The organism is Sphingomonas sp. UYP23 (assembly GCF_054059235.1).
This window is the reverse complement of sequence record NZ_JBSSBX010000001.1, coordinates 3,215,266-3,227,318: the sequence shown is the minus strand read 5'-3', so window position 1 is coordinate 3,227,318 and position 12,053 is coordinate 3,215,266. Positions and strand designations below refer to the sequence as shown.

Genomic DNA, 12,053 nt, shown 5'->3' with positions numbered 1-12,053 from the left:
TTTCATGGCGGCGAGGATGCTGGCCTTGGCGCGATCGAGCCGAGACGCGGACCAGGTGCGTCGGCTGCTGGCGCTTGCGGCAATTTATGAGAGCAGGACGCGCAGCGATGCGGCGCAGCTTGGCGGCGTTGGTCTCCAGACGGTTCGCGACTGGGTGTTGCGGTTCAACGCTGCCGGGTCTGACGGGCTGATCGACGTGCCGCCGCCGGCTGGCATGCCGCTGCTCGATGACCCGCAGCGCAGCGCGCTGGCGCAGATCGTCGAGAGCGGTCCTACGCCGGCTTAGCACGGTGTCGTGCGTTGGCGCTTGATCGATCTGGCACAGTGGGTGTGGGACGAGTTCGAAATCGCGATCAGCAAGCAGACATTGAGCCGGGAGCTTCGGGCCATTGAATATCGCAAGCTGTCGGCGCAAACACGCCACCATGCGCAAGACGATGATGCCATCCCGACCTGTAAAAAAACTTCCCCACCCAGGTGGCAGCGAGCCGGGCACGCCTCCCGCGCGGCACGCCGATAGAGCTTTGGTGGCAGGACGAGGCGCGGGTCGGTCAGGAAAACGGTATCACCCGGCGCTGGGTGACCTGCCCCCTTCGCGTGGACCGGCATTATTGTTATTGGATTATGCTCGCTGCCGCCATATCCGGACGAAGGTGGAGCGAAGCGGAAACGGAGGCCGGATATGGCGATGAAGCCGTTTCCGGGGCCGGTGGTCGGTAGCCAAGGCTGCTGTGCGGACGGACTGTGTTGTACAACGCGGCGACGGAACGCCCACGGGACCGATGTTCGAGAGGTTCTCTATCGGTGGCATCTCTGGGCCGGCCGTCAGCTTCACATTCATGAGACCGTCGAGCGGGTGGACGTGAACATCTTCCGCTGCAGTATCGGCGGTTCGGTGTCGGAGCGCTGTCCTTCGGTTCCGGCATGGATGTTCGATCGCGGGATTTGCGCCAAGGTGCGTTTCGAGCGGCTCCCTACGTCGATATTGGCGCGCTGGTTGACTTGGTAAAGCTGCTGCGGGCAACGCGCCCCATTTCGGCTCCGCAGATTCGGGCGCAGCATCTTGCTCTCCCGACTCGCATCGAGGAGGCCTCCATGCCGCGCAAGCCCATGACCCTTCGGCTCTGTCAGACCAACCAGGCGTTCGCTACCGTGGCCCAATGAGCCGCAAATCGAGAGCCCTGCCCCCCAGCCCGTTCCGCCGGTTCAACTCCTCACCCGAGGTGACCCGACTGGTCGTGATCATGTATGTCCGGTTCCCGCTGTCGCTTCGAAACGTCAAGAATCTGCTGTTCGAGTCCGGGATCGACATTTGCTATGAGACGGTGCTGCAATCGTGGGGGCGGTTCGGCCCAATCTTCGCCCGCTACATCCGGCGGCAGCGAGTCGACCGGATGCGCGGCTTTCGACACTGGCGCTGGCATCTCGTCGAGATGTACGTGAAGCTCAATGGCGAGATGGTTTGCCTTTGGCGCGCCGTCGATCACGAAGGCGAGATTGACGCCCCCCCTATTTTTTCCTCGAGTTTGAGCGAGAGTTTTCCGGCCCTGTAGAGCCTGCGGGCGAGGAGCTGGATATGAAGAAGTCGAAGTATACTGACGAGCAGACCGCGTTCGCGCTGAAGCAGGCGGAGACGGGTACGCCGGTGGCGGAGCTGATGCGTCGGATGGGGATTTCGGAGCAGACGTTTTAACGCTGGGAGAAGGTCTATGGGGGGCTCGGCGTGGGTGAGTTGCGGCGCCTGAAGTTGCTCGAGGAGGAGAACCGCAAGCTCAAGCAGCTGGTCGCGGACCTCGGCCTCGACAAGCATATCCTGCAGGACGTTTGTCAAAAAAGCTCTGACGCCTGGGCGGCGGCGCGAAGTGGTCGCGCACGTTCAGGCGTCTCATGGTGTGAGCGAACGGCGCAGTTGTCTGGCGCTGAGCGTTGATCGGTCGTCGGTTCGATACCAGTCGCACCGGCCCGATCAGGCACCGCTGCTGCTGCGCTTCCGTGATCTTGCAGCGACGCGGACGCGGTACGGCTACTTCAGGATCTACATCATGCTGCGCGGGGAAGGATGGTTGGTTAACCACACGCGTGTCTACCGGCTTTACCGGGACGATGCTCTGAGCCTTCGGCTCAAGCGACCCCGGCGGAACGTCAGCGCTGCCAACCGCGAGCGACAACCCGCGGCTTTGGCGGCGAACGAGATGTGGTCGATGGACTTCGTCTCGGACGCGCTGTTCAACGGGCGTCGGCTGCGCGCACTGACGGTGGTGGACGCCTTCACACGCGAGGCGCTGGCGATCGATGTGGGTCAGGGCATTAAAGGCGAGCAGGTGGTCGAGGCGATGACGCGCATCACGCTGTCGCGTGGTGCGCCCAGGACTATTCGGATGGACAATGCTTCTGAGTTCATCTCGAAGGCGCTCGATCGCTGGGCATATGAGAACGGCGTCACGCTCGACTTCAGCCGTCCGGGCAAGCCGACGGACAATGCGTTCGTGGAACCGGTTAATGGCCGCCTGCGCGACGAGTGCCTCAACACGCATTGGTTTTTATCGCTGGAAGACGCACGAGCCAAGATCGACGCCTGGCGGCGGGATTATAACGAGAGCCCGTCCTCACACATCGCTTGGCTGGCTGACGCCGATCGAATATGCTGCTGCCGCGGCCAAGATCGCGGCCGAATGAACGCCGGAAACTCACCTTCGAACCGGATGAGAAACCGTAGAACCCTCTTTCGCTGTCCAGACTATCATAGGCTCTGGACCACTCAGCGGAGGGTAGATCAGTCGCGATCGGCCTCCCGATCGACGCTTAAGGCGTGCGCGTGCTCATCACCCTGGCCTACGAGATGGGAAAGCGCGACGTAAAAAACCTTACAACGCCTTGTATTACAGAGGGATGGGAACCGCGCTGTGCGTCCACCGATAAGCGTGTGAGCGCTGTGAACCGAACCCGATTATGTGACAATCCTGCAACATTTAGTTACATTCTGAACGGAGCAGTCATCTGGCGTTCATGTAGCCTTGCATGCCGAGCGCAAAAAAGTTTCACTGCCCCAGTCGAAGGCGAACAAGCCGAAACAAGTGGGGCGTTTTATATGAATATCAAGAAGCTCTTGGGTGCGACTGCGCTCGTTGGCGTTCTGGCGGGCTTCCCGCTGGCCGCCATGGCGCAGACGGCTCCGATCGGATCACCGGCCGACGCCGGCCAGGCCGATGATCAGGATGAGGCATCGAACAAGGAAATCGTCGTGACGGGTTCGCGCATCACGCGGCCGAACGACAATTCGACGATTCCGATCAGCAGCGTCAGCGCCCAGGAACTGCGCCAGACCGCACAGGTCTCGATCGGTGACGTGCTGAACGACCTTCCGCAGCTGCAGAGCACCTTCAGCCAGTCGAACTCGACACGCTTCCTCGGCACGTCGGGCCTCAACCTGCTCGATCTGCGCGGCCTTGGCACGCAGCGTACGCTCGTGCTCGTCAACGGACGTCGCCACGTCGGCTCGGACATTCTCAACAACGCGGTGTCGCCCGACACCAACACCTTCCCGACCGACCTGATCGAACGCGTCGACGTGGTCACCGGCGGCAACTCGGCCGTGTACGGCTCGGACGCGCTCGCGGGCGTCGTCAACTTCGTACTGAAGGATCACTACCAGGGCGTTCAGGTTCGCGGCCAGGGCGGCATCTCGCAATATAGCGACGCCGGCACGTATTATGGCAGCATCCTTGCCGGCAAGAATTTCGCCGGCGGCCGCGGCAATATCGCGGTTGATCTCGAATATGCGCGGCAGAACATCCTGTATGCGTCGGACCGCACGCGCCTGCGCACCGCCTCGGGCTTCCTGACGGTCGACACCGATCAGGCCGGCCTCGGCACGACGCAGCCAAACCTGACGATCAACAATGACGGCAACCCGGATGCGTCGTTCTTTCACGACATCCGCAGCTCGAGCATCAGCGATGGCGGCCTCGTCACCTTCGCCGGCCCGCTCAGCTCGACAGCAATCGCACCATGCGGCCGCGACAAGGACGGCCGTGCCTTCACCTGCAACTTCCTGTTCCAGCCTGACGGCACACTTGTTTCGCAGACCGGCACCCGTGTCGGTATTTCGGGCGGCAGCGCAACCGCTCCAAGCGCAACGCCGGCCGGCAGCTTCATCGGCGGCAACGGCAACACCCGCCGCGAGGGCGATCTCGTCCAGATCACGCCAGCCCTCAGCCGTTATTCGGCGAACCTGATCGGCCATTTCGATATTTCAGACGCGTTCGTGCCGTTCGTCGAGGCCAAGTACGTCCGCACCGACTCGTACGGCCAGGGCAGCAGTGGCCCGGCATTCTTCACCGGTTCGACGCTCGACGCGCTGTATGAGCGTCCGCGGCTAGACAACCCGTATCTGAGCGCACAGGCGCGCGGCGTCATTTCGGCGCAGGCGATCGCGTCGATCAACAATGGGCAGAACCCCACCACGGGCGCCGCGATAACCCCGGCGCAGGCGGCAACTCTGCTCGCGCAGGTCAACAGCGGCAGCTATCGCTTTATCCTCCGCAAGAACCTGACCGATTTCGGGGTTAGGTCCGAGCAGGCTAAGCGAGAGACGTATCGCTTCGTCGGCGGCGTCAAGGGCGTGTTCAACAAGGACTGGAACTACGAAGTCTCGGTCAACTATGGCGAGTTCGACGAGAAGACCAAGGTGCTCGGCAACGTCAACGTCCAGCGCGAACTCCTCGCCCTCGACACTACGCGCAACGCATCGGGGCAGATCGTCTGCGCCGCACAGCTCAATCCGGCCCGCGCCGAGGATTTCGGCAACGTGCCGAACCAGTCGATTCTCAACGCCGACATCGCCGCCTGCCAGCCGCTGAACCCGTTCGGCGTTGGCAGCCCGTCGCAGGCCGCCAAGAACTACATCCTCCAGGACACGATTTCGGCTGGCAAGATTACGCAGCTCGACATCAACGCCTTTGTCGGCGGCAATACCGGTCAGTTCTTCAACCTGCCGGGCGGCCCTATCGGCTTTGCGATCGGTGGCGAATATCGTCGCGAGACGGCGTTCTACCGTCAGGATCCGTTGGTCGAGGCGGGTTACACCTTCTATAACTCGATTCCGGTGTTCAACCCGCCGTCGTTCGAAGTGAAGGAAGCTTACGGTGAGCTTCGCTTGCCGGTCCTGAAGGACCTGCCCTTCGCCAACACGTTTGAAATCAATGCGGCGGGTCGTATCTCGAACTATAAGGGTTCGGCCGGCACGACCTACACCTACAACGTGGGCGGGGACTGGGCGCCGATCCGCGACATCCGCTTCCGCGTGAACTATGCGCGCGCGGTCCGTGCCCCGAACCTATCGGATCTCTACTCGCCTCAGGGGCAAAACTTCGCGCCGGGCTTCGCCGATCCGTGCTCGGCCGTGAATATCGCAAGTGGGACGCAATATCGCGCCGCCAATTGCGCAGCGGCCGGCATCCCGACCGGCGGTGCGAACCCGTACAACTTCCAGTATTCGCAGTCGCTGGAGATTGTCAGCGGCGGCAACCCCGATCTGACTCCGGAAACGTCGGACTCGTACACGTACGGCGTGGTGCTCAAGCCGCGCATTGTGCCGGGCCTGACGATCTCGGTCGATTACTATAAGATCCGGGTGAACAACGTGATCACCGCGCCGAGCGCACAGGGGATCGCCAACAGCTGCTACGATTCGCCGACGACGAACAACCAGTTCTGCGCCCTGTTCACGCGTGACAATTCGTCGGGCACGGTAACCGGCAATCCGTTCCGGATCATCGAAGGCAGCCTGCAGCAGACCGTGCTGAACTACGCCAAGCTCGCGGTGAGCGGTATCGACGTCGATGTCGCCTATTCGCATCGTTTCGGGGGTACGACGCTTGGCGCACATGCGGTGTACACGCATTCGACGCAGAACAACTCGTACACCGATCCGACCCAGCCCGGCTTTGCCGACACCACACTGGGTGAACTCGGAACACCGCGCGATGCGGCCAACCTGACGCTGACGGGCGAAACCGGCCCGATCTTCGCGAGCTACGAGATCCGCTACCTGTCGAAGCAGGCGGTCGGCGCGATCGAAAATCACGAGACGTTTCAGGGCCGTCAGCCGCAGAACCTCGACGATTTCACGACCGCGTTCTACCCCGACGTCGTTTACATGAACGCTCGCCTGGGCTTCAACATTAAGGGCGGTTCGAACTTCTACTTCGGCGTCGATAACCTGACCAACCAGGCGCCGCCGCTGGGTTCGACCGGCATAGGCGGGGGTTCGGGCATCTTCGAATCGATTGGCCGTCGCTTCTATGCGGGCTTCACCGCGAAGTTCTGATCGGATCCCGATCAACCTCGACACGGGGCCGGCGATGTTTCGCCGGCCCTTTTTTTGTGCTAGCGAACGTCGATGAGCGCCTTCGATAGCGTAGGCCAGGCCAACGCACTTCTGGCAACCGGCAATCGTTCGAGCGCCATCTCGATCATCGAGCAGGCCGCCGCCGCAGGGCAGAGCGACGCGCTGTTCACGCTGGCGATCTGGCTTCTCGCGGGCGACCCGACGCCGCGCGACCTTCCGCGCGCGCGGGCGGTGCTGAAGCGCTGTGTCGCGACCGGGCACTGCAATGCGGCAATTATCGAGATCGCGCTGACCGCGACCGGGGCCGGAGCGCCGGCAGACTGGCGCAAGGCGCTCGCTTTGCTGGCGCAATCGGCGAGGACCGATCCTGTCGCCGCGCAGCACGAAGCGCTGGTGGCCGCGATGTCGCTGAGCGAAACCGGCGACCCCTTGTCCCTCCCCGAAGCCGAGCCCCTCGGCGCGACGATCGATGTCCGGCGATACCCCGCGCTGCTCAGCCCGGCCGAATGCACGCACATCATCGATTGGACCGAGGCCCAGCTTCAACCTGCAGTCGTGATCGACCCGCGCACCGGCCGGACGCTCCAGCATCCGATCCGGACCTCAGACGGCGCGGTGATCAGCCCTGCCCGCGAATCGCTCGCGATTCATGCGATCACCCGTCGTCTTGCCGCCGCGAGCGGGACGCAGACCCAGCAGGGCGAGCCGCTCGCGGTGCTGCGCTATGCCCCCGGCCAGCAATATCGCCCTCACCTCGACACCATCACCGGCACGCCCAATCAGCGCGTGCTGACGGTGCTAGTGTATCTCAACGAGGGATTTCGCGGCGGGGAAACGGTCTTCACCGCCACCGGATTGAAGATCGCGCCCCGGCTCGGCGATGCGATCGTCTTTTCGAACGTGCTGCCCGACGGACGCATCGATCAGCGCGCGATCCATGCCGGGCTGCCCGTCACGCAGGGCGTCAAGCGGCTCGCGACGCGCTGGATCCGCGCCCGGCCCTATGACCCTTGGAACCCGCCGCGCCCCTAACGGCGCGGACTATCGCCAGACCCGCTCGATGCGCCGCCCAGCCCCGTCAGCAATTCATATTGCGAAATTAGCGCTTCGGCGGCGGCAAGCGGCAACGCATAGTCGAGCGACACCCAATAGCCCAATAGCCCTCCCACGAGCCCTGCGTCGCCTCGACCAAGATCGCGGTCAGGTCCAATGACACGCGGCCGAGCACCGGCAGCGCTGCATAGCCCGCGCCCGCCACGCCGGCATTGCTGACGCTCCGCCAATAGGTAAGCATTCACTGAGGACCGCGTTTACGTAGCCTTGAGCAGTCATGGGTGTAGTCGCCGGTTCCAAGGCAGCAGTTCGTAAAGCGGTTATGTCAGACCAACGGGGCGTTCGCTACCGAGGCCCAATCAGCCGCATATCGAGAGCCCTGCCCCCCAGCCCGTTCCGCCGGTTCAACTCGTCACCCGAGGTGATCCGACTAGTCGTGATGATGTATGTCCGTTCCCGCTCTCGCTGCGAAACGTCCAAAATCTAAGTTTTGAGCGCGGGATCGACATTTGCCATGAGACAGTGCGGCAATGGTGGGCGGTTCGGCCCAATCTTCAACGACGATTTCCGGCGGCAGCGGGTTAAGCAGATGCGCGGCTTCTGGCAATGGGACTGGCTGTAGCGCGACGATCTGGTTGAGAAGCGCGTCAATCAGGATGAGAACTGATTGTCGCGGCGCGACAGGGATGGCGCGTCTGTTTGTCGCTGGCAAGATTTATGTGGTGCTTTGATTGTCGCTGGGCGTCGATTGCTCGACCGTCTTGATTGTCGCGTAGGTCGGCGGTCTGCCAGCACCGGTACGTCGCTGGACGGCGGTACGACGCCGGTAGCTTTCGACGTTCATCTCGAAGATGGTTGCGTGGTGGACAAGGCGGTCGACGGCCGCGAGTGTCATGGCGGGATCGGGGAAGATCCGGTTCCATTCGCCGAACGGCTGATTGGCGGTGATGAGCATCGAGCGTTGTTCGTAGCGCGCGCTGATGAGTTCGAAGAGGACCGAGGTCTCAGCCTGGTCCTTGGTGACGTAGGCCATGTCGTCGAGGATCAGCAGATGGTATTTATCGAGCTTGGCGATGGCGGCCTCCAGCGTCAGCTCGCGACGCGCGACCTGGAGGCGCTGGACGAGATCTGAGGTCCGGGTGAAGAGCACGCGCCAGCCATTCTCGATGAGCGCCAGGCCGATCGCGGCAGCCAGGTGACTCTTGCCGCCGCCCGGCGGGCCGAACAGGATGAGGTTGGCGCCCTGTTCGAGCCAGCCGTCGCCCGCGCAGATCGCCATGACCTGGGCACGCGAGATCATCGGCACGGCATCGAACGCGAAGCTGTCGAGCGTTTTGCCCGGTGGGAGCTTGGCCTCGCCAAGGTGCCGCTCGATGCGGCGTCGATCGCGTTCGGCGATCTCGTGCTCTGCGAGCGCGGCCAGGAAGCGGGCAGCGGGCCAGCCCTCCTTGTCCGAGCGCGCGGCCATCGCGGGCCAGTGGTGCTTGATCGCGGGAAGACGCAGGTCATTGAGGATGAGCGTCAGACGCTGCGCGTCGATCGGTTGGGTCATGTTGGTCATGCCGCCACTCCGTTCAGCAGGATATCGTATGTGCTGAGCGGTGCCAGCGTGACGACGACCTCGGGGAGTGTTGCGGGATCCGGCGCGAAGCGTCGGCGCAGCGCCGCCATGTCCGGCAACCGACCAGCATCGAGATCGGTTGCGAGGATGTCGGCGAGCTCTGCCTCGCAGGCTCGCTCGTGCGCAAGCGCGAGCAGCTCGACCATCGTGCGACAGGCGATGCGGTCGGGCAGTTGCTCGAGGAGCCGGTCGAACATCCGCCGATACGCCTCGCGCGGGAACAGCTGCTCGCGGTAGACGATGCCGATGAGCGCCATCGGCTTACGCCGCAGCGAGTGGATCACGTGCCGATAGTCGACCACGTGACCGTGCTTACCGTTCCCGACTGACCTGCCGCGCAGAAGCGTCATCAGCCTGGTCGCGCCAAGGAAGACGTCGAGCAGATCGTCATAGAGCCGGACGCGCAGGCGGTGCCCGATCAGCCGCGAGGGAACGGTGTAGAACACCTTGCGCAACGTGAAGCCGCTGCTTGAGGTGACGGTGACGATCACCTCTTCGTAATCGCTGGTTCGCCGGTCGGGTAGCAGCTTGAGGTGGACGCGCTCGGCATCGATCCGTGCTGCCGCCCGGCGGTTCTTGGCCGCGATCACCTCGTCGATGAACCGCCGATAGGCGGCCAAGTCGTCGAACGCGGCGCTGCCGCGCATCAGCAGTGCGTCGCGGATCGTCTTCTTGAGATGTCCGTGCGCGCTCTCGACCGATCCGTTCTCGTGCGCGACGCCGCGGTTGTTGCGGCTCGGCGTCATGCCGTAATGCTCGCACAGCGCATCATAGCGACGGGTCAGATCGGACCGGGCGTCGGCATCGAGGTTGCGGAACGCAGCCGACAAGCTGTCGGTGCGATGATCGAGCGGGCTGCCGCCGAGCGCCCACAGCGCGTTCTGCAGTCCTTGGGCCAGTGCGGCATAGCTCTCGCCGCCGAGGATCACATGGGCATGCTCGAACCCCGACCAGACGAGACGAAAGTGACAGAGCCGGTGATCGAGGGGAACGCCGGCGACCGTAACCGCGAGATCGGCCATATCGGTGAAGTCCGACAGTCCCATCCGGCCTGGTTCGTGGGTCTGGCGGAAGATGACCTCCTGCTCCTCGCCATGAAGCGCCCGCCAGTCGCGGATCCGTCGTTCGAGCGTACGCCGGACCCCGGTGCCAAGATCGGGATGGCGTCGCAGCATCTCCTCGAATACCGCGACCGAGCGCAGGCCGGGTGCTTCACGAAGCAGCGGCACGACCTCGGCGTCGAAGATATCGGCCAGAGGATCGGGACGGCGTCGTCCCCGAACAGCCTCCTTTTGCGAGGGCAGCCGCGGATCGCCAGCGATCCGATATCCGCTCGCCGTGCTGAACCCGGCCTTGGCAGCCGCGGTCGCGACGCCGTCACTGTGTCGGAACTTCATATAGAGCCTCATCTGATGATCGTTGATGTGGCGACCGGGCATCTGCGGCTTCCCCTGCGAGCGAGGAAGCCGGGAATACCCGACCGACCGTGATCATCAGCGGCAACGCCCCATCAGGAACGCGCCATCGCGAGGGGCTACGTCGGCTCCGGGCTACGCCCTGCGCCGCCGCAGCCCCTCGCGATCCTCATCCTGTTTGTCGCGCTTTGCTCATCCTGATCGCCGCGCCGCAACTGGCATCTCGACGAGATGTACGTAAAGCTGAATGGCGGGATGGTCTACCTCTGGCGCGCGGTCGATCACGAAGGCGAGACCCTCGAAAGCTTCGTCATCAGGAGGGGTGACAAAGACGCGGCGCTGACCTTCATGAAAAAGAAGCTGAAGTGCCATGGCTCGCCGGACGCGATCACGACTGATGGCCTTCACTCCTATTGCGCAGTGACGTGCTCCCCATTTTCAGGCCGCTGATACCTTAGCTTCGGTGTCCATATGCCCTTGGCGGGGGCGGTTGGTAAACTCGGCGGGTGCCAACCCGCCAAGGCTGCTGTGCGGACGCACATTGTTGTAGTCCGTCCGCCATGCCCCGATGATCCGTCTCGCCGCAGCCAGCGATGAGAACAGGTGCTCGTTTAAGCACTCGTCGCGCAAGCGACCATTAAAGCTTTCGACGAAGCCGTTCTGCTGCGGCTTGCCCGGCGCGATGTAATGCCATTCGACCCCGGTCTCCTGGCACCAGGCGAGGACGGCGTGACTGGTGAGCTCGGTGCCATTGTCGCTGACCACCGTGCACGGCAGCCCGCGACGTTCGGCGATGGCGCCCAGCTCGCGAACGACCCGCCGGCCCGACAAAGAGGTATCGACGATGCACGCCAGGCATTCCCGGCTGTAATCGTCGATGACGTTGAGCAGGCGGAACCGCCGGCCGCAGGCCAACGAGTCCGACACGAAGTCCAGCGACCAGCGCTGGTTGGGTTCCTGCGGGATCGACATCGGTGCCCGCGTGCCCAGCGCGCGCTTCCGGCCGCCACGCTTGCGCACCGTCAGCCGCTCCTCGCGATATAGCCGATAGACCTTCTTCAGGTTCATGCCCTTGCCCTCACGCTTGAGCAGGATCGCCAGCCGTCGATAGCCGAACCGGCGTCGCTCGTTCGCGATCTCGCGCATCCGCTCGCGGACAGCATCGTCCTGCCCGCGAAGCGGCTCATATTGCCATGCCGACCGATTGACCCCGATCAGCCTGCAGGCGCGACGCTCGGAGAAGCCGTGATCGGCCATCAGCTTCTCCACCGCAGCGTAGCGCTCCGCAGACCGGGTCAGTTTTTTCCCAGCAGATCCTTCAGCGCCGACACGTCGAGCATCGACTCCGCCAGCAGCTTCTTCAGTCGTCGGTTCTCGTCCTCCAGCGTTCGCAACCGCGCCGCCTCCGACACGGTCATGCCGCCATACTTCGCCTTCCAGTTGTAGAACGTCGCGTCGCTGATCCCGTGCTTGCGGCACAGATCCGCCGTCTTCACGCCAGCTTCATGCTCGCGCAGCACTCCAATGATCTGATCCTCGGTAAATCGGCCTCGCCGCATCACTCGTCTCCATCTGACGAGCTAACTTACCAGTGGCATGATTTCTGGGGAGCACG

Annotated in this window: 9 protein-coding genes and 5 pseudogenes; 8 read left to right on the top strand and 6 right to left on the bottom strand. The window is 63.4% G+C overall.

Going from position 1 to position 12,053, the window contains the following annotated elements; genetic code table 11:
• Positions 1 to 25: 25 nt before the first annotated feature.
• Entirely contained in the window at positions 26 to 286 is a 261-nt protein-coding gene (locus ACVWYO_RS15930) for a helix-turn-helix domain-containing protein (protein WP_457352404.1), read from the top strand.
• A gap of 9 nt (positions 287 to 295) precedes the next feature.
• Entirely contained in the window at positions 296 to 520 is a 225-nt protein-coding gene (locus ACVWYO_RS15925; protein WP_457352402.1) for a helix-turn-helix domain-containing protein, read from the top strand.
• A 94-nt stretch (positions 521 to 614) separates the two neighbouring features.
• Here the strand turns inward: ACVWYO_RS15925 and ACVWYO_RS15920 are convergent.
• A pseudogene (locus ACVWYO_RS15920) lies at positions 615 to 752 on the bottom strand (IS3 family transposase); the annotation flags it as partial.
• An 85-nt stretch (positions 753 to 837) separates the two neighbouring features.
• Complete coding sequence (locus ACVWYO_RS15915) at positions 838 to 1,062, bottom strand: hypothetical protein (RefSeq protein WP_457352400.1); 225 nt, start codon at positions 1,060 to 1,062, stop codon at positions 838 to 840.
• Positions 1,063 to 1,160: 98 nt separating this feature from the next.
• Here ACVWYO_RS15915 and ACVWYO_RS15910 point away from each other — a divergent pair.
• From ACVWYO_RS15910 to ACVWYO_RS15895, 4 genes and pseudogenes are all read left to right on the top strand, one after another.
• Positions 1,161 to 1,499: pseudogene (locus ACVWYO_RS15910) on the top strand (DDE-type integrase/transposase/recombinase); the annotation flags it as partial.
• Positions 1,500 to 1,576: 77 nt separating this feature from the next.
• Positions 1,577 to 2,676, top strand: a pseudogene (locus ACVWYO_RS15905) (IS3 family transposase).
• A gap of 412 nt (positions 2,677 to 3,088) precedes the next feature.
• Complete coding sequence (locus ACVWYO_RS15900) at positions 3,089 to 6,328, top strand: TonB-dependent receptor domain-containing protein (protein ID WP_457352398.1); 3,240 nt, start codon at positions 3,089 to 3,091, stop codon at positions 6,326 to 6,328.
• 72 nt (positions 6,329 to 6,400) lie between these two features.
• The gene (locus ACVWYO_RS15895; RefSeq protein WP_457352396.1) at positions 6,401 to 7,381 is read left to right on the top strand and encodes a 2OG-Fe(II) oxygenase; all 981 of its coding nucleotides are present in this window, start codon (positions 6,401 to 6,403) and stop codon (positions 7,379 to 7,381) included.
• A 67-nt stretch (positions 7,382 to 7,448) separates the two neighbouring features.
• Here the strand turns inward: ACVWYO_RS15895 and ACVWYO_RS15890 are convergent, their stop codons facing one another.
• Positions 7,449 to 7,643, bottom strand: a complete 195-nt coding sequence (locus ACVWYO_RS15890) for a hypothetical protein (protein WP_457352394.1) — start codon at positions 7,641 to 7,643, stop codon at positions 7,449 to 7,451.
• A 126-nt stretch (positions 7,644 to 7,769) separates the two neighbouring features.
• Between ACVWYO_RS15890 and ACVWYO_RS15885 the strand changes: the two are divergent.
• Positions 7,770 to 8,018: pseudogene (locus ACVWYO_RS15885) on the top strand (IS6 family transposase); the annotation flags it as partial.
• Positions 8,019 to 8,117: 99 nt separating this feature from the next.
• On the opposite strand, the gene istB reads toward ACVWYO_RS15885, so the two are convergent.
• A complete protein-coding gene (istB, locus tag ACVWYO_RS15880; RefSeq protein ID WP_457354858.1) occupies positions 8,118 to 8,954 on the bottom strand; it encodes an IS21-like element helper ATPase IstB in 837 nt (278 codons plus the stop codon).
• Between the two features lie 5 nt (positions 8,955 to 8,959).
• The gene (gene istA / locus ACVWYO_RS15875) at positions 8,960 to 10,462 is read right to left on the bottom strand and encodes an IS21 family transposase (RefSeq protein WP_457352392.1); all 1,503 of its coding nucleotides are present in this window, start codon (positions 10,460 to 10,462) and stop codon (positions 8,960 to 8,962) included.
• 192 nt (positions 10,463 to 10,654) lie between these two features.
• On the opposite strand from istA, the pseudogene ACVWYO_RS15870 reads away from it, so the two are divergent.
• Positions 10,655 to 10,858 (top strand): annotated as a pseudogene (locus tag ACVWYO_RS15870) (DDE-type integrase/transposase/recombinase); the annotation flags it as partial.
• An 18-nt stretch (positions 10,859 to 10,876) separates the two neighbouring features.
• Here ACVWYO_RS15870 and ACVWYO_RS15865 read toward each other — a convergent pair.
• Positions 10,877 to 11,997, bottom strand: a protein-coding gene (locus tag ACVWYO_RS15865) for an IS3 family transposase (protein ID WP_457352390.1) whose coding sequence is annotated in 2 segments (ribosomal slippage) — positions 10,877 to 11,748 and positions 11,748 to 11,997 — 1,122 coding nt in all. Because the reading frame shifts where the segments join, the coding sequence is not laid out codon by codon here.
• Positions 11,998 to 12,053: the final 56 nt, after the last annotated feature.

Bases quoted from the DNA above. Each gene is read 5' to 3' on its own strand.
- ACVWYO_RS15890 (WP_457352394.1), bottom strand. From the start codon at position 7,643: ATGCTTACCTATTGGCGGAGCGTCAGCAATGCCGGCGTGGCGGGCGCG.
- ACVWYO_RS15895 (WP_457352396.1), top strand. From the start codon at position 6,401: ATGAGCGCCTTCGATAGCGTAGGCCAGGCCAACGCACTTCTGGCAACC.
- ACVWYO_RS15900 (WP_457352398.1), top strand. From the start codon at position 3,089: ATGAATATCAAGAAGCTCTTGGGTGCGACTGCGCTCGTTGGCGTTCTG.
- ACVWYO_RS15915 (WP_457352400.1), bottom strand. From the start codon at position 1,062: ATGCTGCGCCCGAATCTGCGGAGCCGAAATGGGGCGCGTTGCCCGCAG.
- istA (WP_457352392.1), bottom strand. From the start codon at position 10,462: ATGCCCGGTCGCCACATCAACGATCATCAGATGAGGCTCTATATGAAG.
- istB (WP_457354858.1), bottom strand. From the start codon at position 8,954: ATGACCCAACCGATCGACGCGCAGCGTCTGACGCTCATCCTCAATGAC.